Genomic DNA, 25,556 nt, shown 5'->3' with positions numbered 1-25,556 from the left:
GGGAGCGGGCTTGCCCGCCCCCACGCTGTCCTTGCCTGTCCCCTGACCAGAGGGTAGAACCATGCCCCGCCTCTGCCGCCTGCTGCTCCTGCTGCTGCTCCCCCTCAGCCTTGCCTGGTCGCTCCCCCCCAGCACCCGCGCAACGCCCTCCACACCCTGGGGCGCCGACTACTTCCCCAACATCCCCCTGCTCACCCAGGACGGCCAACAGGTGCGCTTCTTCGACGACCTGATCAAGGACAAGGTGGTGGCCATCAACTTCATCTTCACCGGCTGCGGCGACTCCTGCCCGGTGGAAACCGCGCGCCTGCGCCAGGTGCAGAAGCTGCTGGGCGAGCGCGTCGGCCAGGACATCTTCATCTACTCGATCAGCATCGACCCCTACAACGACACCCCCGCCACCCTCAAGCGCTACGCCGAGAAGTTCGCCATCGGCCCCGGCTGGACCTTGCTCACTGGCGAAGCCGCCGACATCGAGCAACTGCGCCGCAGCCTCGGGCTGTACATCGAGGGCCTGGAGAACGGCCGCAGCAAGGACCACAACCTCAGCCTGATCATCGGCAACCAGGCCACCGGCCGCTGGATGAAGGCCTCGCCCTTCGAAAGCCCGTACATCCTCGCCGACCGCCTGGCCAACAGCCTGCACAACTGGAAGACCGCCAGCGCCCAGCGCCGCGACTACACCCAGGCCCCGGATATCCGCCCGCCGAGCGCCGGCGAACAACTGTTCCGTACCCGCTGCTCGTCATGCCATACCCTGGGTGATGCCGAGCCCGGTGCCACCCGTGGCATCGGCCCGGACCTGCTGGGGGTGACCCGTCAGCGGGATGAACAGTGGCTCAAGCGCTGGCTGAAGGAGCCGGATCGGATGCTGGCGGAGCAAGACCCGCTGGCAATGCTGTTGTACGCGCAGTACAACCAGCTGGCGATGCCCAACATGCGCCTGGGGGAAACCGAGGTGGCCGCGCTGATCAGCTATCTCGAGGAAGAAACACAACGGCGCCAGGTGCCCTCGGCGCAACGTTGAATCTCGACCCTTGACCGCCAGCGCCGCCCCAGCCCATGCTCAACCGCTTCCATCCCACGCTCAAGGAACGACCGCATGAAGCTGGAAACACTCGCCATCCACGCGGGCTTCAGCCCCGACCCGACCACCAAGGCAGTGGCCGTGCCGATCTACCAGACCACCTCTTTCGCCTTCGACGACACCCAGCACGGCGCCGACCTGTTCGACCTCAAGGTCGCGGGCAACATCTACTCGCGCATCATGAACCCCACCAACGACGTCCTCGAGCAACGCATGGCCGCCCTCGAGGGCGGGGTCGGCGCGCTGGCCGTGGCCTCGGGCATGGCCGCCATCACCTACGCCATCCAGACCGTCGCCGAAGCTGGTGACAACATACGGCGGCACCTACAACCTGCTGGCCCACACCCTGCCGCGCATGGGCATCACCACCCGCTTCGCCGCCCACGACGACATCGCCGCCCTCGAGGCCCTGATCGACGCGCGCACCAAGGCAGTGTTCTGCGAGTCGATCGGCAACCCCGCCGGCAACATCGTCGATATCGCCGCGCTGGCCGAGGCAGCCCACCGCCATGGCGTGCCGCTGATCGTCGACAACACCGTGGCCACGCCGATTCTCTGCCGCCCGTTCGAGCACGGCGCCGATATCGTCGTGCACTCGCTGACCAAGTACATCGGCGGCCACGGCACCAGCATCGGCGGCATCGTCATCGACTCGGGCACATTCCCCTGGGCCGACCACAAGCAGCGTTTCGCCCTGCTCAATACTCCCGACCCGTCCTACCACGGCGTCACCTACACCGAAGCCTTCGGCCCCGCCGCCTTCATCGGTCGCTGCCGCGTGGTGCCGCTGCGCAACACCGGCGCCGCGCTGTCGCCATTCAATGCCTTCCTGATCCTGCAAGGCCTGGAGACCCTGGCCCTGCGCATGGAGCGCCATACCGAGAATGCGCTCAAGGTCGCCCGCTACCTGCAGGAACACGACCAGGTGGCCTGGGTGAAATATGCCGGCCTGCCCGACCACCCCGAGCACCAACTGGCCCGGCGCTACACCGGCGGCAAGCCGGCGGCGATCCTGTCGTTCGGCATCAAGGGCGGCCAGGCCGCCGGGGCGCGCTTCATCGATGCGCTGCAACTGGTGGTGCGCCTGGTCAACATCGGCGACGCCAAGTCGCTGGCCTGCCACCCCGCCTCCACCACCCATCGTCAACTCAACGACGAAGAGCTGGAGAAGGCCGGCGTACCGCGCGACATGGTGCGCCTGTCGATCGGCATCGAGCACAGCGACGACATCATCGCCGACCTCGCCCAGGCCCTTGAGGCCAGCCGCGGCTGATCGACCCGCGCCCCACCCAATGCCGACGGCGGGCGCGTACCCTGCAGAACCGGAACCTCGCGTAATGACCCTTTTCTACCTGAAACTCCTGGTCACCCCGCTGCTGATGTGGGCCATCTCCCTCGCCTCGCGGCGCTGGGGCGGACTGCTCGGCGGGCTGCTGTCCGGTCTGCCGATCACCTCGGCCCTGGTGATGACCTTCCTGTGCCTGGAGCAAGGCACGGGCTTCGCCCTGGGCGCGGTGCCCGGCGCGCTGGGTGGGTTGGCGGCGGTGCAGGCCACCTACGCCTTCTACCTGTTCGCCACGCGCAGGGTCGATATCGCCCCGGCCGTGCTGCTGGCGATCCTGTTCTACGGCCTGGCGGCCTATGCCTTCACCCACTGGGGTGGGCTTTACCTGTCGGTGGCCGTGGCGCTGCTGCTGATCGGCGTGCTGATCCGTGCCAGTGGCCGCGAGCCCAGGCCCGACACCCTCGCCCGTCCCCGACAGCGGTATTGGGAGATTCCCTTGCGCATGGTATCGGCCACCTCGCTGCTGATGATCACCACCAGCCTGGCCAGCTGGCTGGGGCCGGCCACCAGCGGCATGCTGGCGCCAATACCGGTGATCGCCTGGCCGCTGGTGGTGTTCGCCCATGTGCAGGGCGGCCGAGCCGGGATGGCGGCGATGGTGCGGGGCAATGCCATTGGTGCGCTGGGAGTGATTGCATTCTACCTGGCGATGGCGGGGTTGCTGGAGCGATTGGGGGTTGCCGTGACCATCGGCCTCGCCATGGGCCTGGCAGTGGCACTGACCGTAGCGTTGGCGGCGGCGCTGCGCCGGGTACCGACTGATTGACCAGTGATTCGAACAGGTCCCGGGTTTGATCCATCCTCCCTGGGGCCAGCCCCTCCAGCGAAATATCGACTAGCCTGAATGCTCCTGTTGCCAACCTGACAAGGTGAAGACGATGAGCATGATGGACTGGGACGCCTACCGTAAGCAGTTGATGGCCGGCATCGGCGATCTCAAGCAACTCTCACCCGATACCGTGGCCGGCTACGCGACCGCCAGCGGCGCCGGGGCCAAGACCAATCACCTGGACGCCAAGACCCGTGAGCTGATCTCATTGGCCGTCGCCGTCACCACCCGCTGCGACGGCTGCATTGCCGTGCATTCGCAGCAGGCGGTCAAGCACGGCGCCACCCGCGAGGAGATCGCCGAGGCCCTGGGCGTGGCGGTGGCAATGAACGCCGGCGCCGCGCTGGTCTACTCGGCCAGGGCGCTGGACGCCGTGGGCAAGACTGGCGCCTGAAACTTCATGGCGCCGCCGCCCTTGCGCGACGGCGCCGCGACACCCAGACTTGGCGGTTCAGCCCGTGCAGGAACCACCATGATCCAGATCCGCCCCATGACCCCGGAAGACTTCGAACGCTTCTGGCCGACCTTCCAGGCCATTGTCCAGGCCCGCCAGACCTACGCCTTCGACCCGGCCCTGGACGTCGACCAGGCGCGTCGGTTGTGGCTGGAAACCCCGTTGCGCACCCTGGTGGCCGAGGACGACGGCGTGCTGCTCGGCTCCTACTTCCTCAAGGCCAATGCCGCCGGCCCCGGCGGGCATGTCGGCAACTGCGGCTACATGGTCTGCGAGCAGGCCCGCGGCCGGGGCGTGGCCAGGCTGATGTGCGAGCACTCGCAGAAGCTGGCGCGCCAGGAGGGCTTCCTGGCCCTGCAGTTCAATTCGGTGGTGGCCAGCAACGAGGTGGCGGTGGCGCTGTGGCACAAGCTCGGCTTCGAGACCGTCGGCCGCCTGCCCAGGGCTTACCGCCATGCCGAGCTGGGCCTGGTGGACTGCCTGGTGATGTACAAGTGGCTGGCCGACGAGCCGGTGGTGGAAAAGCCGGCGCTGCTGATCGGACGCAAGAATATCGAGGCGCGAGTTTCGCGTCGGCGCGGGCGCTGAACCCATCGCGGGGCAAGCCCGCTCCCACGATCCGATTGCCTGGAGCTGCCAGGGTATCGCCGTGGGAGCGGGCTTGCCCCGCGATCAGCGACAACGCAATTGCAGCTAACCCATTGCCCCACCAGATATTTTCCTGCCACCCAGGCGATTGACTCGCCACCCGTTCGATGGTCAGATGCGCGCCAGTTTCAGGTGTCCTGCGCCGCCGCGCGCAGGGTGAAACGGGAAGCCGGTGCGTCGTTGTCACGACAAGTCCGGCGCTGCCCCCGCAACGGTAAGCGAGCGAATCCTTCGACAGACCACTGTGCGCACGCATGGGAAGGTGAAGGCTTCATGCTCCTCGCAAGCCCGGAGACCGGCCTGAGGCTTCATTTGGCAACCCGCGGTGGGCGGGCGCAGGCCGGTATCCGCGCGCGCCTGCGTGCGCGCTTCGCCGTTGCGTGTTTTCCACCGGGATCCATTCCTTCCTGCAGCAGTGGAACGACATGTCCCGATTCAACAAGCTTCACACCCTGGCGGCCTGCCTGGCCGTGTCCCTGCCAGCACTGGCCGACGACCATGAAGTGGCGCCCCTCACCCTGCCCTCCACGGCGATCACCGACACCCGCGAGCCACAGGTCATCGACCTGGCCACGCCAACCCCGGCCGGCTCGCGCCTGAACCTCAGCGCCCTGGACACCCCGGCCAGCACCAGCAGCCTGACCGAGGCGCAGATCCAGCAGCGCAACAACCTCACCGTGCAGGACGCCGTGACCCGCTCGCCGGGCCTGACCTTCATCGGCACACCGGGCGACGGCGGTACCGGCCTGTCGGCCCGGGGCTTCACCGGGCAGAGTTCGGTGATGACCCTGTTCGACGGCTCGCGCCTGTACGCCGGCGCCGGCACCCTGACCTTCCCGGTCGACCCGTGGATGGTCGAGCGCATCGACGTGATCCGCGGCCCCGCCTCGGTGCTGTACGGCGAAGGCGCCACCGGCGCGGTGGTCAACGTGGTGCCGAAGAAGCCGTTCGCCGGTGACATCCGCAACCACCTGCGCCTGGGCTACGGCTCCTGGGACCGCCAGCAACTGGGCCTGGACAGCGGCGGCAGCCTGAGCGAGCGGCTGAGCTACCGCGTGACCCTCAACCAGCAGGCCGGCAACGGCTGGGTCGACCGCACCGACTCGCGCAGCCTGGCCCTCAGCGCCGCCCTGCGCTTCGATGCCAGCGACGACCTGAGCTTCACCCTCGCCCACGAACGCGGCGATGCGCAACCAGCCAACTACTACGGCACCCCGCTGATCGACGGGCACCTGCGCAGCAGCGTGCGCCGCAAGAACTACAACGTCAGCAACGACGAACAGCGCTACCACGACGAGTGGACGCGCCTGACCACCGACTGGACCCTCAGCGACAGTGTCAGCGCCAGCAACCAGCTCTACTACATCAAGAGCCGCCGCCAGTGGCGCAACGCCGAGTCCTACGCCTGGGACGCCGCCAACGGCGTGATCCAGCGCGGCAGCTTCTTCGAGATTCGCCATAACCAGGAGCAGCTCGGCGATCGCCAGAGCTTTACCTTCGACCATGGCCTGTTCGGCCTGACCAGCAAGACCGTGGTCGGCGCCGAATACAACCGCATCCGCTTCAACGTCGACAGCAACTCGCCCTACAGCGATGGCAGCAGCGACCCGCTCGACCCGTGGCATCCGGCTCCGGGCGGTTTCCACAGCCTCAGCCCGACCCGCGCGCAGACGCTGTCCAAGGTCGACACCTTCGCCCTGTTCGCCGAGAACCGCACCCAGCTGAGCGACCGCCTCGCGCTGGTCACCGGCATCCGCCGCGACCAGAACCACATCGACCGTGACGACCTGGTCAACAACGCCCGCAGCGACCGCAGCCTGCAAGGCGGCAACTGGCGCGCCGGGCTGGTGTACGCGCTCACCGACGACCTGTCGCTGTACGGGCAGTACTCCACCAGCGAGGACGGCGTCGGCGACCTGCTCACCCAGCGCCCGAACAAGCGCCTGGAGCTGACCGAAGCGAAGCAGACCGAGATCGGCCTCAAGCAACGTTTCTGGGATACCCGTGGCGAGTGGACGCTGGCGGCCTATCACATCGTCAAGAAGAAACTGCCGGTGTACAACCCGCTCACCCACGACAGCCAGCAGGCCGGCCAGCAGACCTCCGACGGCCTGGAGGCCAGCCTGGAACTGGCGCTGGGCAACCAGTGGCAGCTCTCGGCCAACGCCGCGCTGGTGAGGGCCAAGTACGACGATTTCCTGGAGGAAGGCGACAACGGCACGGTCAACGACCGCGCCGGCAACCGCCCGCAGGATGTGCCGCGGCGCACCGCCAACCTGTGGCTGAGCAAGGGCTTCGGCCAGGCCGTGGATGCCGGTATCGGCCTGCGCTATGTGGATGAGCGCTACTCCAGCGCGGCCAACGACCAGCGCGTGCCGGGTTACACGGTGGTCGACGCCAACCTGGGCTGGCAGGTGCTGCCCGATGTGCGCCTGGGCCTGCAGTTGAACAACCTGTTCGACCGCCAGTACGCCCAGTCCAGCTTCAGCGGCGAGCAATGGCTGCTGGGCGCGCCGCGCTCGTATTTCGCCACGGTCGACTACAGCTTCTGAGGCAGGTACAGCCCACTCGGGGTTCAAAATGTAAATCTCCGATCTGACTGGGGCAGCGTGGGAGCGGGCTTGCCCCGCGATGCTTCGCCAACCTGGGCCGACGTCATCGCGGGGCAAGCCCGCTCCCACGCTGTTCCTGCAAAGCCTCGGCGCCTGCGCCTGTCGCGCGGCGCTTGATCGGCGCCGCGCCAGGTGCTCGACTTAGCGCTACGCCTCCGTCACAAGCAGCGCGCCATGACCGACATCCCGCAGATCCCCACCCCGCCCGTACACGCCCTGGATCAGCCGCGCACCCTGCTGTTCCTCGCCTACCCGCAGATGGGCCTGCTCGACCTCACCGGCGCGCAGACGGTGTTCTGGGCCGCGACCAAGGCCCGTACCGCGCGTGGCCTGCCGGGCTATCGCCTGGTCACTGCCAGCCTCGAAGGCGGCTTGGTGCCCACCGCAGAAGGCCTGTCGATAGGCACCGAACCGTTGGCACCCTGGTTGTGCGAGCCGTTTGACACCCTGGTGGTGCCCGGCGCACCGGAGATCGTCCACACCCTCCCCGATCACGCCGAGCTGATCGCCTGGCTGGCCCAGGCCGCCCAGCGCGCCCGACGCACCGCCTCGGTGTGCAGCGGCACCTTCCTGCTGGCCGCCGCCGGCCTGCTCGACGGCCGCCGGGCCGCCACCCACTGGGCGATGTGCGATGCGCTGCACCGGCGCTTCCCGGCCATCGAGGTGGATGCCGAGTCGATCTTCGTGCAGCAGGACCAGGTGTGGACCTCGGCCGGGGTCAGCGCCGGCATCGACCTGGCGCTGGCCCTGGTCGAGGCCGACTGCGGCCGCGAGGTGGCGATGCAGGTGGCCCGCGAACTGGTGGTGTTCCTCAAGCGCCCCGGTGGCCAGGCGCAGTTCAGCGAACTGCTCAAGGCCCAGGGCGAGGACGGCGCCGCCTTCGAGGCCCTGCACCTGTGGCTCAACGAGCACCTGGGCGACCCGCGCCTGACGGTCGAGCGGCTGGCCGAGCAGGCGCGCATGAGCCTGCGCAACTTCACCCGGGTGTACAAGCACAAGACCGGCCGCACCCCGGCCAAGGCCATCGAAGTGTTCCGCCTGGAGGCGGCGCGGCGCTTGCTGGAGAACTCCGACCAGCATATCGAGCAGGTTGCCCGCCACTGCGGGTTCGGCAGCGAGGAGCGCATGCGCCTGGCGTTCCAGCGCCATCTGGCGGTGACCCCGCGGGACTACCGGGCACGCTTTGCCCGCAGCGTGCCGCTGGCCGAAATCCAGGGTTCTTTGGCCTAGGGGCAAACGGGGCACGCCTTTAGCATCTGCTGCACGCCTGTCGGGCCGCAATCCAGGCCCACCCACAAGGCGTACCCTTTTCCCACTGCCGCAGCGACAACATCGATAATCGCGGCATCCAGGAGCACCCCATGAAACAGATCCTGATCATTGGCGCAGGCTTCGCCGGGCTGTGGAGCGCCCTCGGCGCCGCCCGCCTGCTCGACCAGCACAAACACGACGACGTGCAGATCACCGTGCTCGCCCCCCAGGCGGAACTGCACATCCGCCCACGCTTCTACGAACCCGACGTACACACCATGGGCGCGCCGTTGCAGGCGCTGTTCGACGCGGTCAACGTGCGCTTCGTCAAAGGCAGCGCCTACCACATCGACCAGGCCAGCCGTGAAGTGGCGTACCGCCAGCCCGGCGGCATCGAGGCCAGGCTTGGCTACGACCGCCTGATCATGGCCTGCGGCAGCCTGCTCAACCGCCCGGCGCTGGAAGGCTTCGACCGCCACGCCTTCGACGTCGACAAGATCGAGTCAGCCACCCGCCTGGAAGAACACCTCAAGTCCCTGGCCGCCCGCCCCGACAGCCCGGCGCGCAACACCGTGGTGGTGGCCGGGGGCGGCTTCACCGGCATCGAGACCGCCACCGAGCTGCCCAGCCGGCTGCGGGCGATCCTGGGCGACAAGGTCACGCCGCGCATCGTCGTGGTCGACCGCGGGGCGAAGATCGGCGCCGCCCTGGGCGACGGTATCCGCCCGGCCATCGAGCAGGCCTCGGCGGCGCTGGGCATCGAATGGGTCTGCGGCGCCACGGTGGCCTCGGTGGATGCCGGTGGCGTGCTGCTCGACAACGGCGAACGCATCGCCGCCAATACGGTGGTCTGGACCGTCGGCTTCAAGGCCAACCCGCTGACCGAGCAGATCACCGGCGAGCGCGATCGCCAGGGCCGCCTGCATGTGGACGGCCAGCTCAAGGTCATCGGCAACCCGGATGTGTATGCCGCGGGCGATGTGGCCTACGCGGCTTGCGACGAGGTCGGCAACTTTGCCGTGATGTCCTGCCAGCACGCCATCCCCCTGGGCCGCTACGCCGGCAACAACGCCGCCGCCGAGCTGATCGGCGTGGCGCCGATGACCTACAGCCAGCCCAAGTACGTCACCTGCCTGGACCTCGGCGCCTGGGGCGCGGTGTACACCGAAGGCTGGGAACGCACCGTTTCGCCACCGACCGACAAGGCCGAGGCCAAGCAGCTCAAGCAGCAGATCAACTCGGTGTGGATCTACCCACCGGCGGCGGACCGGGCCACCGCACTGGCAGCGGCCGACCCGCTGATACCGGTCGCCTGACAGCACTGCCAACCTGCCGCAGATCGCCCACCCCCGGGGCTGCGCTGTTACTGAGAGCAGTCAGCGCAGCCCCTGCGGGCTTGCCCCGCGATAGCCGCCATTGCCTCGCCCCGCTCACAATCCAACCAGGTATTCATGACTCCAGGTCAAAGGACCTTGGCGCGTCAACGGCTTAATCAATCCCGCCGAACACCGCACACTGCACCTACCCGTTCGATCCCGTGCCCCACTGCCCGGGCCTCGATCCCCTCACTCGACAGGAGCAGTTGCATGAGCATTCCATCCTTTGGCCTGGGTACCTTCCGCCTCACCGGCCAGGCCGTCATCGATTCGGTCAAGTCGGCGCTGGCGCTGGGCTACCGCGCCATCGACACCGCGCAGATCTACAAGAACGAGGCCGAGGTCGGCCAGGCCATCGCCGAAAGCGGCGTGCCGCGCGACGAGCTGTTCATCACCACCAAGATCTGGGTCGACCACTACGCCGCCGACAAACTGATCCCTAGCCTGCGCGAGAGCCTGGCCAAACTGCGCACCGACCATGTCGACCTGCTGCTGATCCACTGGCCGGCGCCGGGCAACGGCGTCGAGCTGCCCGAATACATGCAGGCGCTGGCCGACGCCAAGCGCCAGGGCCTGACCCGCCAGATCGGCATCTCCAACTTCAATATCGAGCTGACCCGCCAGGCCATCGCCGTGGTCGGCCAGGGCGAGATCGCCACCAACCAGATCGAACTCAGCCCGTACCTGCAAAACAGCAAGCTGACTGCCTTCCTCCAGGAGCAGGGCATCACTACCACCTCCTACATGACCCTGGCCTACGGCAAGGTGCTGAAGGATCCGCTGCTGACCGAGATCGCCGCCAAGCACAAGGCCACCGTGGCCCAGGTGGCCCTGGCCTGGGCATTGCAACTGGGCTATGCGGTTATCCCGTCGTCCACCAAACGCGAGAACCTGGCCAGCAACCTGCTTGCCCGCAGCCTGCGCCTTGACGCCGACGACATGGCGCGCATCGCCACCCTGGAGCGCAACGGCCGCGAAGTCAGCCCGGACGGCCTGGCGCCAGCCTGGGACTGATATCCTTCGGGCATGGAGGCCCACCGCCCCGCTCTCAACCGCTTTTTCGGAGCTCCCAATGAGCACGCTTTCCCCCAAACGGGTGCTGTTCGCCCTGGCCATCGGCGCCTTCGGCATCGGCACCACCGAGTTCACCCCCATGGGCCTGTTGCCGGTGATCGCCGATGGCGTCGGTGCCAGCATCCCCAGCGCGGGCATGCTGATCACCGCCTATGCCATCGGCGTGATGGTCGGCGCGCCGATCATGACCTTGCTGTTCAGCCGCTTCGGCAAGCGTGCCGCGCTGATGATGCTGATGGGCATCTTCACCGTCGGCAACTTGCTCTCGGCCCTGTCGCCGGACTACTACACCCTGCTGCTCTCGCGCCTGATCACCAGCCTCAACCACGGCGCCTTCTTCGGCCTGGGCGCGGTGGTGGCGGCCAGCGTGGTACCCCGGGACAAGCAGGCCAGCGCCGTGGCCACCATGTTCATGGGCCTGACCATCGCCAACATCGGCGGCGTGCCAGCCGCCACCTGGCTCGGCCAGCAGGTCGGCTGGCGCATGGCCTTCGCCGGCACCGCGGTGCTCGGCGTGCTGGCCATCGCGGCGCTGTGGTACGCCCTGCCCAAGGGCGAGCGCGGCAGCGTGCCCCATGTGCGCAAGGAACTGGCGGTGATCGCCCGCCCCAACGTGCTGCTGGCCATGGCCACCACGGTCCTGGGCGCCGGCGCGATGTTCACCCTGTACACCTATGTCGCCCCGGTGCTCGCCGAACTGACCGGCGCCTCCGACAGTTTCGTCACCCTCGGCCTGGTGCTGATCGGCGTCGGCTTCACCCTCGGCAACAGCCTGGGCGGCAAGCTGGCCGACTGGTCGCTGGACGGCGCCGCGCGGATCTTCCTCGGCGCGTTGGCGGCGATCATGCTGCTGATGCCGCTGGTGTTGGGCAGCCATGTCGGCGCCGCGCTGGCCTTGCTGGTGTGGGGGATGTTCACCTTCGCCGTGGTGCCGCCGCTGCAGATGCGGGTGATGATCGCCGCAGCCGAGGCACCGGGGCTGGCGTCATCGATCAACGTGGGTGCATTCAACCTGGGCAATGCCGTCGGCGCCGCCCTGGGTGGCGCGGTGATCAGCCTGGACCTGGGCTATGCGGCGGTGCCGATGGCCGGTGGCCTGCTGGCGGCGACCGGGTTGCTGCTGGTGTGGCTGGGCGGGCGCGGCAAGGCCGCCGACGAAGCGCTGGGTAATCCAGCCTGACCGGGATCAGCTACATGGGGCGAGCTTGCCCACGATAGCCCCAACACAAAAACGCCGCCATCCCCAGGGAATGGCGGCGTTTTCGCATTTACACCCCGCTGCCGTCAGGCCGGCGCCGAAGTGCGGATCAGATGATCGAAGGCCGCCAGCGACGCCTTGGCGCCCTCGCCCACGGCGATGACGATCTGCTTGTACGGCACCGTGGTCACGTCGCCGGCGGCGAACACGCCGGGGATGCTGGTCTGGCCCTTGGCATCGACGATGATCTCGCCACGCGGCGACAGCTCCACCGTGCCCTTAAGCCAATCGGTGTTCGGCAACAGGCCGATCTGCACGAAGATGCCTTCCAGCGCCAGGTCATGCAGCGTGTCGTTGGTGCGGTCCTTGTAGCACAGGCCGGTGACCTTCTCGCCATCGCCGACCACTTCGGTGGTCAGTGCACTGGTGATCACCTTGACGTTCGGCAGGCTGTGCAGCTTGCGCTGCAGCACGGCATCGGCGCGCAGCTGGCTGTCGAACTCGATCAGGGTCACCTGGGCGACGACGCCGGCCAGGTCGATGGCCGCTTCCACGCCGGAGTTGCCACCGCCGATCACCGCCACGCGCTTGCCCTTGAACAGCGGGCCGTCGCAGTGCGGGCAGTAGGCCACGCCACGGGCGCGGTATTGCTGCTCGCCCGGCACGTTCATTTCACGCCAGCGGGCGCCGGTGGCGAGGATCACCGTCTTGGCCTTGAGCGAGGCGCCGCCGGCCAGGCGTACTTCATGCAGGCCACCATCGGTGGCCGGGATCAGCGCTTCGCCGCGCTGCAGGTTCATGATGTCGACGTCGTACTGCTTGACGTGCTCTTCCAGGGCCGTGGCCAGCTTAGGCCCTTCGGTCTCCTGCACCGAGATGAAGTTCTCGATCGCCAGGGTGTCGAGCACCTGGCCGCCAAAGCGCTCGGCGGCGACACCGGTGCGAATGCCTTTACGGGCGGCGTAGATCGCGGCGGCGGCGCCAGCCGGGCCACCCCCGACCACCAGCACGTCGAAGGCGTCCTTGGCGTTGATCTTCTCGGCCTGGCGGGCGCCGGCGTTGGTGTCGATCTTGCCGAGGATCTCTTCCAGGCCCATGCGGCCCTGGCCGAACACTTCGCCGTTCAGGTAGATGCTCGGCACCGCCATGACCTTGCGGGCTTCGACTTCATCCTGGAACAGCGCGCCATCGATGGCGACGTGGCGCACATTGGGGTTGAGCACCGCCATCAGGTTCAGCGCCTGGACCACGTCCGGGCAGTTCTGGCACGACAGCGAGAAGTAGGTTTCGAAGGTGAATTCGCCCTCCAGCGCCTGGATCTGCTCGATCACTTCGGCACTGGCCTTGGAGGGGTGGCCTCCGACCTGCAGCAGCGCCAGCACCAGGGAGGTGAATTCGTGGCCCATGGGGATGCCGGCGAAACGCAGGCTGATATCCGCGCCAGGGCGGTTCAGCGAGAACGAAGGACGACGGGCGTCGTTGCCATCCGCGCTGAAGGTAATGAGGTTCGACAGGCCGGCGATTTCCACCAGCAGGTCGTGCAGTTCGCGGGACTTCGCGCCGTCGTCGAGGGAGGCAACGATCTCGATCGGCTGGGTGACCCGCTCCAGGTAGGTTTTCAGTTGCGATTTAAGCGTGGCGTCCAACATACGGGCGATTCCTTTTTCAAAACTCGGATACAAAAACGCCCAGGCGAGATCGCCCGGGCGTTTTTACGGGGCGGTAACTACTTCAGCTTTGGCGGCTGTCTACCGCCCGCGATTGGCGCATAACCGGATTTTCGTTCGAGAAGTGACTGCGCGGCGATCAGGCAAGGCGAAAACAGGCGAGGAACGGTCGGAGTCGCGCTCGACTTTGCTGGTTGCAAATGAGCATTCCGAGCCTGTTTTCAACGCAGCATGGTCGTCGCGCAGGCGCTTATCGGACGAAAATTAGATCTTGCCGACCAGGTCAAGGGACGGAGCGAGAGTGGCTTCGCCTTCTTTCCACTTGGCGGGGCAGACTTCACCTGGGTGGGCGGCAACGTACTGGGCAGCCTTGACCTTGCGCAGCAGTTCGCTGGCGTCACGGCCTACACCACCGTCGTTGATTTCAACGATCTTGATCTGACCTTCCGGGTTGATCACGAAGGTACCGCGATCGGCCAGGCCGGCTTCTTCGATCAGCACGTCGAAGTTGCGCGAGATGACGTGGGTCGGGTCACCGATCAGCGGGTACTTGATCTTGCCGATGGTGTCCGAGGTGTCGTGCCAGGCTTTGTGGGTGAAGTGGGTGTCGGTGGACACACCGTAGATTTCCACGCCCAGCTTCTGGAACTCGGCGTAGTTGTCAGCAAGGTCACCCAGTTCGGTCGGGCAGACGAAGGTGAAGTCGGCCGGGTAGAAGAACACGACGGACCACTTGCCTTTCAGGTCGGCTTCGCTGACCTGGACGAATTCGCCATTGTGAAAAGCAGTGGCGTTGAACGGTTTGACCTGGCTGTTGATGATTGGCATGAGAGACGCTCCTTCATGGGTTGAATTCGGTTGACGGAGAGAATCCTAACCGCTGGTCCCCTCGAAGGCTCATTGGCAAAGCTCATGCTGGTGATTGGTTTTGGCTATAAGGCGGGATTATTAATAGAAGGGATTGGGCTGAGCAAAGGATTGCGAGGGCAAAATGCATCGCGGGGCAAGCCCGCTCCCACGCCAGGAGGTTTTCAGGCGTGGGAGCGGGCTTGCCCCGCGATCTGGGATAACGCGTATCAGCGGGTGACGGTGCGCATGGTCACGAACTCTTCGGCGGCGGTCGGGTGCACGCCGATGGTCTCGTCGAACTGCTGCTTGGTCGCACCTGCCTTCAGGGCGATCCCCAGGCCCTGGATGATCTCGCCAGCATCCGGCCCGACCATGTGGCAGCCCAGCACCTTGTCGGTGTCGGCATCGACCACCAGCTTCATCAGGGTCTTTTCCTGGATATCGGTCAGGGTCAGCTTCATCGCCCGGAAGCGGCTCTCGAAGATCTGCACCTTGTGCCCGGCGGCCAGCGCCTGCTCCTCGGTCAGGCCCACGGTGCCGATTGGCGGCTGGCTGAACACTGCGGTCGGAATGTTCTGGTAGTCGACCGTGCGGTACTGCTCGGGCTTGAACAGGCGGCGGGCCACGGCCATGCCTTCGGCCAGCGCCACCGGGGTCAGTTGCACGCGGCCGATCACGTCGCCGATGGCCAGGATCGACGGGGCGGTGGTCTGGTACTGCTGGTCCACGCGAATGTAACCGCGCTCGTCCAGCTCCACGCCGGTGTTCTCCAGGCCCAGGTTATCCAGCATCGGCCGACGGCCGGTGGCGTAGAACACGCAATCGGCGACCAGCTCGCGACCATCCTTGAGGGTGGCCTTGAGGCTGCCGTCCGCAAGCTTGTCGATACGCTGGATGTCGGCGTTGAATTGCAGGTCCATGCCGCGTTTTTCCAGTTCTTCCTTCAGGTGCGTGCGCACCGAGCCGTCGAAACCGCGCAGGAACAGATCGCCCCGATACAGCAGCGTAGTGTCGGCGCCCAGGCCCTGGAAGATCCCGGCGAACTCCACGGCGATGTAACCACCGCCCACCACCAGCACGCGTCGCGGCAGTTGCTTGAGGTAGAACGCCTCGTTGGACGTGATGGCCAGTTCCTTGCCCGGAATGTCCGGCACCTGCGGCCAGCCGCCGGTAGCGATGAGGATGTTGGCGGCACTGTAGCGCTGGCCCTCGACCTCCACCTCATTGGCGCCGGTGATGCGGGCGTGGCCCTGCAACAGGGTGACGCCGCTGTTGACCAGCAAGTTGCGGTAGATGCCGTTGAGGCGCTCGATCTCGCGGTTCTTGTTGGCGATCAGCGTGCCCCAGTCGAAGTGGCCCTCTTCCAGGGTCCAGCCGAAACCTGCAGCCTGTTCCAGTTCGTCGGCGACATGGGCGCCGTACACCAGCAGTTTCTTCGGTACGCAGCCGACATTGACGCAGGTGCCGCCGAGGTAGCGGCTCTCGGCCACCGCCACTTTTGCGCCGAAACCCGCAGCAAAACGCGCCGCGCGCACACCGCCGGAACCGGCGCCAATCACGAACAGATCAAAATCGTAAGCCATGTATTCAATCTCCTGGGCAGGCGCCCAGCATAGCGCCGTTGGCCGCCGCAAACAAAAAAGCCACCCGAAGGTGGCTTTTTACAACGCCGGGGACTCAGTAAGCCTTGCCGGTCTTGTAGAAGTTCTCGAAGCAGAAGTTGGTCGCCTCGATGTAGCCTTCGGCGCCACCGCAGTCGAAACGCTTGCCCTTGAACTTGTAGGCGATGACGCAGCCGTCCTGGGCCTGCTTCATCAGGGCGTCGGTGATCTGGATTTCACCGCCCTTGCCCGGCTCGGTTTCTTCGATCAGCTTGAAGATGTCCGGGGTCATGATGTAGCGACCGATGATCGCCAGGTTCGACGGTGCATCTTCAGGCTTTGGCTTCTCGACCATGTTGCGTACGCGGTACAGGTCGTCACCAATCAGGTCACCGGCGATCACGCCGTACTTGCTGGTTTCCTGAGGGTCGACTTCCATGATCGCCACGATGGTGCAGCGGTACTGCTTGTACAGCTTGACCATCTGCTTGAGTACGCCGTCACCTTCGAGGTTGACGCACAGGTCGTCGGCCAGCACCACGGCGAACGGCTCGTCGCCGATCAGCGGACGACCGGTGAGGATCGCGTGACCCAGGCCTTTCATCTCGGTCTGGCGGGTGTAGGAGAACGAGCACTCGTCGAGCAGACGACGGATGCCGACCAGGTATTTCTCCTTGTCGGTACCCTTGATCTGGTTTTCCAGCTCGTAGCTGATGTCGAAGTGGTCTTCCAGGGCACGCTTGCCACGGCCGGTGACGATGGAGATCTCGTTGAGGCCGGCGTCCAGCGCTTCTTCAACGCCATACTGGATCAGTGGCTTGTTGACCACCGGCAGCATTTCCTTGGGCATGGCTTTGGTAGCGGGCAGGAAGCGGGTGCCGTAACCGGCTGCCGGGAACAAGCATTTCTTGATCATATACGTCCTTAACAAGGGCTTTGCGTACGAAATTCGGCGCAGTCTAATCAGGCGGCGGTCACCTTACAATGCCCCCCGCGCTGGCCGATGCCATCATAGAGACATTCCAGTGTAGATAGTTCCGCCAGGCCGTGAATTTCAGGCGACCGGCGACATCATCGCGGGGCGGGCCCGCCCCCACGATCGTCCCTTGCTGGGCGTGGGAGCGGGGTTGCCCCGCGAGGGTTTCAGCTCAACCGCCGATCCCCTGCCCGATCAACACGCCATCAACTTTCTGCCCGTACAGGTTGACCCCGTCGTTGGCATGGAACTTCAGCCGGGTCTTCTCGATCGAGCCTTCGACCAGCCGCGGATCCTGCGGCCGCTCATGGCGGTTGATCCACGCCGCCACGTCCCACGCCTGCTGGTCGCTCAGGCTGCCGGGCTTGCCCAGTGGCATGTTGTATTTGATGAACGACGCCGCAGTATTGATCCGGTGCATGCCGGCGCCCCAGTTGTAGGAGTCCTTGCCCCACAGCGGCGGCATCACGTACTCCCCGGCCACTTTCTGCCCTTCGCCATTGCCGCCGTGGCAGATCGCGCATTGCTCGTCGAACACCTGCTTGCCGCGCTTGAAGTCGTAACCGCCTTCGGGCTTGGGCACTTCCGGGTAGCCGCGACCGGCAATCTCCACACCGGTCGGGGCCTGGGTCGACAGCCAGTAGGCGTAAACGCTCAAGGCGGTCATCTGCGGGCTGTCGGCCGCCGGCGGCTTGCCGTTCATGCTGAAGGTAAAGCAGCCCTGGATACGCTCGGCGAAGGTGTTGACCTTGTCGTTCTTCTTGCGATACGCCGGATACATCGGGTAGGCGCCCCACAGCGGCGCGGAATGCGCCAGGCGCCCCTGGTCAAGGTGGCAGTTGCTGCAGTTCATGCCGTTACCGACCGCTTCGGGCATCAGGCGCCGGGTATCGACAAACAGGGCGTGGCCTTCACGAATCATCTTGCCGAAGGCGTTGTCCGGGATCGCGCTTTCCGCAGGTGGCACGAACTGCGGGGCAGCCTGCACACCCGGGACCTTGAGCTGGGACTGGTCTTCCATGGCAATGGGCGCGGACTGGGCAGTGCCCATGGCCACCAGCAGCAGGGTTGGCATCAGGACTTTCATGGCTTGACCTCCTGGCTGGCCGGTTGGGCGAAGTAGTCGGCGACCGCCTTGACCTCGGCATCGGTCATCGCCTTGGCCACGTTGACCATCAACTGGTTGGGATCATTGCTGCGACTGCCATCGCGCCAGGCGTTGAGTTGCGCCACCAGGTAAGCGGCGGGTTGTCCGGCCAGTGGCGGGAAGTGCTCACCGACGCCACTGCCGCCCGGGCCGTGGCACTGCACGCAACCGGGGATCAACCGGCTCCAGTCGCCATAGATGGCCAGGCGGGTCACCGGATCGTTGGCGATCTGCTGACGGCGCGTGTCCGCCGCGGCATCGGCCGGCAGCTTGGCCAGATAGGCGCTGACCGCTTCGATCTCGGCATCGTCCAGGGCCTTGGCCAACGGTTCCATCACCGCCTGCTTGCGGCTGCCGTTACGAAAGTCATGCAATTGCTTGCTGAGATAGCCGGCAGGCAGGCCGGCAAGACGGGGAAAACCGGCGGCGGCGATACCCTTGCCGTCCGGACCATGGCAGCCCAGGCAGGCCATGGCGGCGGGGTTCTGCCCGCCCTGGTTGAAGATTTTCTGGCCATCGGCAGCGTGCGCCGAGGGCCAGGCCAAGATCAGCAGGCTGCCGATCACGACATGGCTCAGGGGTTTCATCACGGAGGCTCCATTTCCTTGTTATAAGCTTAGGCTTAAACGATATAAGCCCAGAAATACTAGGCCTATTCCCCGACGTGCGACAACGTGTCACCGGGAAGGAAAGTGGCAAACCGCCAGCTAATTGCCGATTAACTGAGCTGGATCAAGAACCGGAGATGCACTGGGTCGCCGAGGTGCGCACATCACCCAGGCGCAGCGGGAAGTTGTTCAACCGCTCGTACACCTTGATCGCGCTGCCACTGCCGCGCTTGTCGATATCGAGCAGCGCCGCAGGGCCGACGCCGGCCGACACCTTCTGCGGCACGGTCAGGCGCAAGCCATCGCCACGCACCTCTTCCTGCAAGGGATCACGCGTATCGGCCAGCTTGCGCTTGACGCAGTCGGCATACTCGCGCGGCGTCTTGCCGGAGATCACATCCAGCGTCGCGTGGGACTGCTCGAGCTCCGTCACGCTGACACAGCCACCCAACGTCAGCGCCACCGCTGCTGCTACCCATTTCATCTACATCGTCTCCAGCTTCTTCAAAGTCATCCTCTGACCACATCCAGGCGGTTTTGCTCCCACGTCTGGCAGAAATCTCCTTGGCTTGGCCAGCCCGGGCGCAAGTGTAACCTCACATCGTGGTATCTTTCGCGTTTGCTGAACCAATCCTTGCGGAGCACCCCATGAAATTCGTACACCAGCGCGAGCACCTGAACGAGGACGACATCGTCGTCATCGAGTGCTCCCAGCGCTGCAACATCCGCCTGATGAACGACGCCAACTTCCGCAGCTTCAAGAATGGCGGGCGCCACACCTACCACGGTGGTCACTTCGAGCGCTTCCCGGCGAAGATCACCGTGCCCAGCACCGGTTTCTGGAACATCACCATCGATACCGTGACCACTCGCCCGATCTCGGTGACGCGCAAGCCGGCCCTCAGCCACAAGATCAAGATCATCCGTCGCTCGTCGTCGAAACTCGGATAACACTCGGATAGCCGCATGACCCAGACCATCAAGTACGTGATCAAGTACAAGCTCGACGGTGAACGCCGCTGGGACTTCGCCCTGATGCCCGATGCCTCCCTCGAGCAGGCGCAGCAAGCCCTGCGCAAGATCCACGGCGACGACGCCGACAAGATCAGCGACATTCAGGTCAGCAAGGCCTTGTAACCACGCCGCACGCCCCGCACTCAAGGAGTCGCCCATGAGCCCCTGGCAAGACCGCCGCATCCTCGACCTGCTGGGTATCGAGTTGCCCATTCTCCAGGCGCCCATGGCCGGCGCCAGCGGTTCGGCCATGGCCATTGCCGTGGGCAACGCCGGTGGCCTGGGCGCCTTGCCCTGCGCCATGCTCAGCGCCGAACAGGTGCGCAGCGAGATCGAGGCCTTTCGTGCCGCCTGCCAGGGCCCGCTCAACCTGAACTTCTTCTGTCACCAGCCGCCGGCGCCCGACCCCGAGCGCGACGCCCGCTGGAAGCAGGCGCTCAAGCCCTATTACGAGGAAGTCGGCGCGGACTTCGAGGCGCCAACGCCGGTGTCCAATCGTGCGCCCTTCGACGAACAGAGCTGCCGGCTGGTGGAGGAACTGCGCCCAGAGGTGATCAGCTTCCACTTCGGTCTGCCGACGCCCGAGCTGCTGCGGCGAGTCAAGGCGAGCGGGGCCAAGGTGCTGTCCAGCGCCACCACGGTGGAGGAAGCACTGTGGCTGGAGCAGCACGGCTGCGACGCGATCATCGCCATGGGCTACGAGGCCGGCGGCCATCGCGGCATGTTCCTCGGCAGCGACATCACCAGCCAGATCGGTACCTTCGCCCTGGTGCCCCAGGTGGTCGATGCGGTGCAGGTGCCGGTGATCGCGGCGGGCGGTGTCGGCGATCATCGCGGTCTGGTCGCCGCCCTGACCCTGGGCGCTTCGGCGGTACAGGTGGGCACCGCCTACCTGTTCTGCCCCGAGGCCAAGGTGTCCCCGGCGCACCGCCACGCCCTGGACAGCGCGCCCGCCAGCGATACCGCCCTGACCAACCTGTTCACCGGTCGTCCGGCGCGTGGCATCAACAACCGCCTGATGCGCGAACTGGGGCCGATGAGTCCCCTCGCCCCACGCTTCCCGCTGGCCGGCGGCGCGCTGATGCCACTGCGGGCGATCACCGATCCACAGGGCAACGCCGACTTCAGCAACCTGTGGTCGGGACAGGCGCTGCGCCTCGGGCGGCATATGCCGGCGGGCGACCTGACTCGGGCCATTGCCGGGCAGACAGCAAAAAGCTGACCCATAGATCAGGAAATATTCGGACACCCTCTTCCCGACGGATGGCGTATCGCTATATAGTTCAAGCCATAACGATAACCCGCCGTCCCTAGGAGCCGTTTGCATGCGTATTCGCCTGTCCCACCTGGCCTTCAGTGCCCTGGCCACCCTGATCACCGTCAATGCCGCCCAGGCCGATGAAGTCCAGGTCGCTGTAGCGGCCAACTTTACAGCGCCGATCCAGGCCATCGCCAAGGACTTCGAAAAGGACACCGGCCACAAGCTGGTCGCCGCCTACGGCGCCACCGGCCAGTTCTACGCACAGATCAAGAACGGCGCACCGTTCGAAGTGTTCCTCGCCGCCGACGACAGCACCCCGGCCAAGCTCGAGCAGGAAAAAGAGATCGTCGCCGGCTCGCGCTTCACCTACGCCATCGGCACCCTGGCGCTGTGGTCGGCCAAGCCGGGCTACGTAGACGCCAAGGGCGAAGTGCTGAAGAAGAACGAATACAAGCACCTGTCCATCGCCAACCCCAAGGCCGCGCCCTACGGCCTGGCCGCCACCCAGGTGCTGGACAAGCTGAAGCTGACCGAGGCCACCAAGGCGAAGATCGTCGAAGGCCAGAACATCACCCAGGCCTTCCAGTTCGTGTCCACCGGCAATGCCGAGCTGGGCTTCGTCGCCCTGTCGCAGATCTACAAGGACGGCAAGGTCAGCGAAGGCTCCGCCTGGATCGTGCCCGCCGACTTGCATGACCCGATCCGCCAGGACGCGGTGATCCTCAACAAAGGCAAGGACAACCCGGCCGCCAAGGCCCTGGTCGACTACCTCAAGGGTCCTAAGGCCGCCGCGGTGATCAAGTCCTACGGCTATGAGCTCTGATGCCGCTCGACGCCAGTGACCTGGGCGCGATCTGGCTGACCATCAAGCTGGCCAGCCTGACCACCGCCATCCTCCTGGTGCTGGGCACGCCCATCGCCTGGTGGCTGGCGCGCACCCGCTCCTGGCTGCGCGGGCCGATCGGCGCGGTGGTGGCCCTGCCCCTGGTGCTGCCACCGACGGTGATCGGCTTCTACCTGCTGTTGGCCCTTGGCCCTCATGGCTGGATCGGCCAGGCCACCCAGGCCATGGGCCTGGGCAGCGTGGTGTTCAGCTTCACCGGGCTGGTGATCGGCTCGGTGGTGTACTCCATGCCCTTCGTGGTGCAGCCGTTGCAGAATGCCTTCGGCGCCATCGGCCAGCGCCCGCTGGAGGTGGCCGCCACCCTGCGCGCCAGCCCCTGGGACACCTTCATCCACGTGGTGCTGCCACTGGCGCGCCCCGGCTTCGTCACCGCCAGCATCCTCGGCTTCGCCCACACCGTGGGAGAGTTCGGCGTGGTGCTGATGATCGGCGGCAATATTCCCGACAAGACCCGCGTGGTCTCGGTGCAGATCTTCGATCACGTCGAGGCCATGGAATACAGCCAGGCGCACTGGCTGGCCGGGGCCATGCTGGTATTCTCGTTCCTGGTGCTGCTGATGCTCTATGCAGGCCGCCGTGGCAAGGCTGGCTGGAGCTGACATGAGTGCATCGATACAGGCGCGCCTGAAACTGGCGCGCGACGACTTCACCCTGGACGTCGACCTGAACCTGCCCGGACGCGGCATCAGCGCCCTGTTCGGCCACTCCGGCTCGGGCAAGACCTCGTGCCTGCGCTGCCTGGCCGGCCTGGAGCGAGCCACCAGCGCCTACATCGAGGTCAATGGCGAGGTCTGGGAGGACAGCGCACGCGGGCATTTCACCCCGCCGCACCAACGCCCGGTCGGCTACGTGTTCCAGGAAGCCAGCCTGTTCCCGCACCTGTCGGTGCGCGGCAACCTCGAGTTCGGCTGGCGCCGCATCGCCCCCGAGGCGCGCAAGATCAGCCAGGAGCAGGCCTGCCAGTTGCTGGGCATCGGCCACCTGCTGGCGCGCAAGCCGGCGACCCTGTCCGGTGGCGAGGCGCAGCGGGTCGGCATCGCCCGGGCCCTGCTCAGCAGCCCACGGCTGTTGCTGATGGACGAACCGCTGGCCGCGCTCGACAGCGCGCGCAAGCGCGAGATCCTGCCGTACCTGGAGCGCCTGCACGACGAACTGGATATCCCGCTGATCTACGTCAGCCATGCCCAGGACGAAGTGGCGCGCCTGGCCGACCACCTGGTCCTGCTCGAACAGGGCAAGGCCGTGGCCAGCGGGCCGATCGGCCAGACCCTGGCGCGCCTCGACCTGCCCCTGGCCCAGGGCGAAGATGCCGGCGTGGTGCTCGAAGGCGTGGTGGTGGGCCACGACCCGCATTACCAGCTGTTCGAGCTGCGCCTGCCCGGCGGTGACGGCCAGTGCTTGCGCATCGCCCACCCCGGGCTGCACATGGGCAGCACCCTGCGCCTCAAGGTACAAGCCCGGGATGTCAGCCTGGCACTGACCGCGGACAGCGCCTCGAGCATCCTCAACCGCCTGCCGGTGCGGGTCCGCGAGTGCCGCCCGGCGGACAACCCGGCCCATGTGCTGGTCAGCCTGGATGCCGCCGGCAACGCCCTGCTGGCGCGCATCACCCGCTATTCGGCGGACCAGCTCGCGGTGCAGCCGGGCCAGATGCTGTGGGCGCAGATCAAGTCGGTGGCGCTGCTGGGTTGAGCAATGCAGCAACGGACGCTGTCCATTGCAGCAACAGTGCCCCTGATGGACCGCGCCCATGTCCGACTGCCCGCTGCCTGCCGCCCTGCACTACGTCGATGACAGCCAGCCCGGCCTGACCCGGCGGCGCTGGCGCGATGGTTTTCAGTATTTCGACGCCGGCAACCAGCGGGTACGCGATACCGACACCCTGGCGCGCATCGCCGCCCTGGTGATCCCGCCGGCCTACACCGATGTATGGATCTGCGCCGACCCGCAGGGGCACCTGCAGGCCACCGGACGGGATGCCCGGGGGCGCAAGCAGTACCGCTACCACGCGCAATGGCGCGAGCTGCGCGACCAGCACAAGTACGGACGCATGCTGGCCTTCGCCGAAACGCTGCCAAGGCTGCGCAAGCAACTGGACAGGTACCTTGCCTGCCCGGGGCTGGGCCGGGAGAAGGTCATGGCGCTGGTGATCAGCCTGCTCGACAGCACGCTGATCCGCATCGGCAACCGCCAGTACCTGCGTGACAACCGCTCCTACGGGCTGACCACGCTCAATACCCGCCATGTGCAGGTCAAGGGCAGCCGAATCCGCTTCCAGTTCCGCGGCAAGCGCGGGGTCGAGCACAACGTCACCCTGACCGACCGGCGTCTGGCCGGGCTGGTCAAGCGCTGCATGGAGCTGCCCGGCCAGGCCTTGTTCCAGTATCTGGACGACCAGGGCCAGCGCCATGGCATCGGCTCGACCGAGATCAACCAGTTCCTCCAGCAACTGACCGGCGCCGACTTCACCGCCAAGGACTACCGCACCTGGGCCGGCAGCAGCCTGGCGCTGAGCCTGCTAAGGCCACTGGCCTGGGAGCCGGATAGCGAAGCGCGGCGCCAGGTCGCCGACACCGTCCGCCAGGTGGCGGCGCGCCTGGGCAACACCCCCGCGGTGTGCCGGCGCTGCTACATCCATCCCGCGGTTCTCGAACACTTCCAGCTCGGACGCCTGGCGGACCTGCCCCGCGCACGGGCGCGCAAGGGCCTGGAACTCGAGGAAGTGTCGCTGCTGCGCTTCCTCCAGGCCCTGCAGGGCCAGAACGATCATTGAGCCCCACTATTTAGTTCATCGAGCAGAGAAATTTCCCATATGGCGCCAAGCACCCTATCCTTGCCACCGAGCACCTTGGCCAGTGGAATGCGTAGCACCCCCACTGGCACCTGCAACTAAAGATCGATAACAGAATTTGTCTGTCGGGGAATTACTATCCGCCGAAAGCGTCTTTAATGAGAAGGAAGAGGGACAGGCTCCCACCGCAGACCATCAGGCTCGGCGGTTTTCTACATCACCAAGGAGAACTACATGCTGATACTCACACGCAAGGTTGGCGAAAGCATCGTCATCGACGACGACATCAAAGTCACCATTCTGGGCGTCAAGGGGATGCAGGTGAGGATCGGTATCGATGCACCGAAGGATGTCCAGGTGCACCGTGAAGAGATCTACAAGCGGATCCAGGCCGGCAGCCCGGCGCCGGAAAAGAGCAACGACGAGTAATCCCAAGCCAACGCATCATGCCGCACGGATGCGCCTGATCGATTGCCCGCCCATGCGGGGAGCCTCTCCCGAACCTCAGGTGCCGAGCAGCTCGCGCACCGTGGCGATCATTCGATCCATGTCGAATGGCTTGTCGAACACCGCCGCGAACCTTCCGGGGCAGGCCCGACCCTGGCTGGCCTGGGCACCGCTCATGAGAATCACCGGCAAGTCCGCCAGCTGCAGCTCTTCACGAATTGCGTTGAGCAACTCCTCGCCATTGAGCACCGGCATCATGTAGTCGGTGATCACCAGGTCCACGCGCTTTTCTTTCAGGGCCTCCAGGGCCTTGCGCCCATTGCTGGCCTTTTCCACCAGGTAGCCCTCGTCCTCCAGGGCGAAACCCAGGATATCGGCGATCAGGTACTCGTCATCGACGATCAGGATGCTGTTCAT

25 protein-coding genes, 1 pseudogene and 1 riboswitch are annotated in these 25,556 nt (G+C 66.0%); of the genes and pseudogenes, 18 read left to right on the top strand and 8 right to left on the bottom strand.

Going from position 1 to position 25,556, the window contains the following annotated elements:
• Positions 1-61 precede the first annotated feature (61 nt).
• From ACZ899_RS03395 to ACZ899_RS03350, 10 genes and pseudogenes are all read left to right on the top strand, one after another.
• Positions 62-1,027 (top strand): SCO family protein, encoded by a 966-nt coding sequence (locus ACZ899_RS03395; RefSeq protein ID WP_232855590.1) that lies wholly within the window; start codon positions 62-64, stop codon positions 1,025-1,027.
• A 75-nt stretch (positions 1,028-1,102) separates the two neighbouring features.
• Positions 1,103-2,360, top strand: a pseudogene (locus tag ACZ899_RS03390) (bifunctional O-acetylhomoserine aminocarboxypropyltransferase/cysteine synthase).
• A gap of 64 nt (positions 2,361-2,424) precedes the next feature.
• A complete protein-coding gene (locus ACZ899_RS03385) occupies positions 2,425-3,198 on the top strand; it encodes a hypothetical protein (protein ID WP_234560703.1) in 774 nt (257 codons plus the stop codon).
• Positions 3,199-3,310: 112 nt separating this feature from the next.
• Entirely contained in the window at positions 3,311-3,655 is a 345-nt protein-coding gene (locus ACZ899_RS03380) for a carboxymuconolactone decarboxylase family protein (RefSeq protein WP_198742706.1), read from the top strand.
• Between the two features lie 78 nt (positions 3,656-3,733).
• Positions 3,734-4,303 (top strand): GNAT family N-acetyltransferase, encoded by a 570-nt coding sequence (locus ACZ899_RS03375; protein ID WP_203652316.1) that lies wholly within the window; start codon positions 3,734-3,736, stop codon positions 4,301-4,303.
• Between the two features lie 173 nt (positions 4,304-4,476).
• Positions 4,477-4,681: riboswitch (cobalamin riboswitch) on the top strand.
• A gap of 107 nt (positions 4,682-4,788) precedes the next feature.
• Positions 4,789-6,915, top strand: a complete 2,127-nt coding sequence (locus tag ACZ899_RS03370) for a TonB-dependent receptor (protein ID WP_234560704.1) — start codon at positions 4,789-4,791, stop codon at positions 6,913-6,915.
• Between the two features lie 234 nt (positions 6,916-7,149).
• Positions 7,150-8,205 (top strand): GlxA family transcriptional regulator, encoded by a 1,056-nt coding sequence (locus ACZ899_RS03365; RefSeq protein WP_203652314.1) that lies wholly within the window; start codon positions 7,150-7,152, stop codon positions 8,203-8,205.
• A gap of 131 nt (positions 8,206-8,336) precedes the next feature.
• Entirely contained in the window at positions 8,337-9,542 is a 1,206-nt protein-coding gene (locus ACZ899_RS03360; RefSeq protein WP_234560705.1) for an NAD(P)/FAD-dependent oxidoreductase, read from the top strand.
• 270 nt (positions 9,543-9,812) lie between these two features.
• Positions 9,813-10,616: a 2,5-didehydrogluconate reductase DkgB gene (gene dkgB, locus ACZ899_RS03355; RefSeq protein ID WP_203652313.1), complete on the top strand. Its 804-nt coding sequence runs from the start codon at positions 9,813-9,815 to the stop codon at positions 10,614-10,616.
• 58 nt (positions 10,617-10,674) lie between these two features.
• Complete coding sequence (locus ACZ899_RS03350) at positions 10,675-11,856, top strand: MFS transporter (protein ID WP_234560706.1); 1,182 nt, start codon at positions 10,675-10,677, stop codon at positions 11,854-11,856.
• 104 nt (positions 11,857-11,960) lie between these two features.
• On the opposite strand, the gene ahpF is transcribed toward ACZ899_RS03350, so the two are convergent.
• The 7 genes from ahpF to ACZ899_RS03315 all read right to left on the bottom strand — a co-directional run bounded on the left by ahpF (position 11,961) and on the right by ACZ899_RS03315 (position 19,206).
• Positions 11,961-13,523 (bottom strand): alkyl hydroperoxide reductase subunit F, encoded by a 1,563-nt coding sequence (gene ahpF / locus ACZ899_RS03345; RefSeq protein WP_234560707.1) that lies wholly within the window; start codon positions 13,521-13,523, stop codon positions 11,961-11,963.
• A gap of 282 nt (positions 13,524-13,805) precedes the next feature.
• Positions 13,806-14,369, bottom strand: coding sequence for an alkyl hydroperoxide reductase subunit C (gene ahpC / locus ACZ899_RS03340; protein ID WP_008090543.1), 564 nt, complete (start codon positions 14,367-14,369; stop codon positions 13,806-13,808).
• Positions 14,370-14,617: 248 nt separating this feature from the next.
• A complete protein-coding gene (gorA, locus tag ACZ899_RS03335) occupies positions 14,618-15,973 on the bottom strand; it encodes a glutathione-disulfide reductase (RefSeq protein ID WP_203652310.1) in 1,356 nt (451 codons plus the stop codon).
• Between the two features lie 94 nt (positions 15,974-16,067).
• Positions 16,068-16,907: a UTP--glucose-1-phosphate uridylyltransferase GalU gene (gene galU, locus ACZ899_RS03330; protein ID WP_010223914.1), complete on the bottom strand. Its 840-nt coding sequence runs from the start codon at positions 16,905-16,907 to the stop codon at positions 16,068-16,070.
• A 232-nt stretch (positions 16,908-17,139) separates the two neighbouring features.
• Positions 17,140-18,054 carry a c-type cytochrome gene (locus tag ACZ899_RS03325; RefSeq protein WP_234560708.1) on the bottom strand — a complete coding sequence of 305 codons (915 nt, stop codon included), beginning with the start codon at positions 18,052-18,054 and terminating at the stop codon, positions 17,140-17,142.
• Positions 18,051-18,701 carry a c-type cytochrome gene (locus ACZ899_RS03320; protein ID WP_203652308.1) on the bottom strand — a complete coding sequence of 217 codons (651 nt, stop codon included), beginning with the start codon at positions 18,699-18,701 and terminating at the stop codon, positions 18,051-18,053. The genes ACZ899_RS03325 and ACZ899_RS03320 overlap by 4 nt, the downstream gene beginning before the upstream one ends.
• Before the next feature lie 145 nt (positions 18,702-18,846).
• Positions 18,847-19,206, bottom strand: a complete 360-nt coding sequence (locus ACZ899_RS03315; RefSeq protein ID WP_050706248.1) for a hypothetical protein — start codon at positions 19,204-19,206, stop codon at positions 18,847-18,849.
• A 164-nt stretch (positions 19,207-19,370) separates the two neighbouring features.
• On the opposite strand from ACZ899_RS03315, the gene ACZ899_RS03310 reads away from it, so the two are divergent.
• The 8 genes from ACZ899_RS03310 (at position 19,371) to csrA (ending at position 25,121) form a co-directional block, all read left to right on the top strand.
• The gene (locus ACZ899_RS03310) at positions 19,371-19,673 is read left to right on the top strand and encodes a DUF1883 domain-containing protein (RefSeq protein ID WP_050706249.1); all 303 of its coding nucleotides are present in this window, start codon (positions 19,371-19,373) and stop codon (positions 19,671-19,673) included.
• A gap of 15 nt (positions 19,674-19,688) precedes the next feature.
• Positions 19,689-19,859, top strand: coding sequence for a hypothetical protein (locus ACZ899_RS03305; protein WP_203652307.1), 171 nt, complete (start codon positions 19,689-19,691; stop codon positions 19,857-19,859).
• Between the two features lie 34 nt (positions 19,860-19,893).
• On the top strand, positions 19,894-20,958 hold the full coding sequence (locus tag ACZ899_RS03300; protein WP_234560709.1) for an NAD(P)H-dependent flavin oxidoreductase: 1,065 nt from the start codon (positions 19,894-19,896) through the stop codon (positions 20,956-20,958).
• A 103-nt stretch (positions 20,959-21,061) separates the two neighbouring features.
• On the top strand, positions 21,062-21,820 hold the full coding sequence (gene modA, locus ACZ899_RS03295) for a molybdate ABC transporter substrate-binding protein (protein ID WP_234560710.1): 759 nt from the start codon (positions 21,062-21,064) through the stop codon (positions 21,818-21,820).
• The gene (gene modB / locus ACZ899_RS03290) at positions 21,820-22,500 is read left to right on the top strand and encodes a molybdate ABC transporter permease subunit (RefSeq protein WP_203652304.1); all 681 of its coding nucleotides are present in this window, start codon (positions 21,820-21,822) and stop codon (positions 22,498-22,500) included. Before modA ends, modB begins: the two co-directional genes overlap by 1 nt.
• Position 22,501: 1 nt before the next feature.
• A complete protein-coding gene (gene modC, locus ACZ899_RS03285; RefSeq protein ID WP_232855604.1) occupies positions 22,502-23,593 on the top strand; it encodes a molybdenum ABC transporter ATP-binding protein in 1,092 nt (363 codons plus the stop codon).
• A gap of 58 nt (positions 23,594-23,651) precedes the next feature.
• Positions 23,652-24,674: a DNA topoisomerase IB gene (locus ACZ899_RS03280; protein ID WP_234560711.1), complete on the top strand. Its 1,023-nt coding sequence runs from the start codon at positions 23,652-23,654 to the stop codon at positions 24,672-24,674.
• A 252-nt stretch (positions 24,675-24,926) separates the two neighbouring features.
• Positions 24,927-25,121 (top strand): carbon storage regulator CsrA, encoded by a 195-nt coding sequence (gene csrA / locus ACZ899_RS03275; RefSeq protein ID WP_023628788.1) that lies wholly within the window; start codon positions 24,927-24,929, stop codon positions 25,119-25,121.
• A gap of 75 nt (positions 25,122-25,196) precedes the next feature.
• Here csrA and ACZ899_RS03270 read toward each other — a convergent pair whose 3' ends face one another.
• Positions 25,197-25,556: a response regulator gene (locus tag ACZ899_RS03270; RefSeq protein ID WP_203652301.1), complete on the bottom strand. Its 360-nt coding sequence runs from the start codon at positions 25,554-25,556 to the stop codon at positions 25,197-25,199.

Source organism: Pseudomonas sp. TE31087, assembly GCF_057284075.1.
The sequence above is the reverse complement of the archived record's forward strand: the minus strand, read 5'-3'. Positions and strand labels throughout refer to the sequence as shown.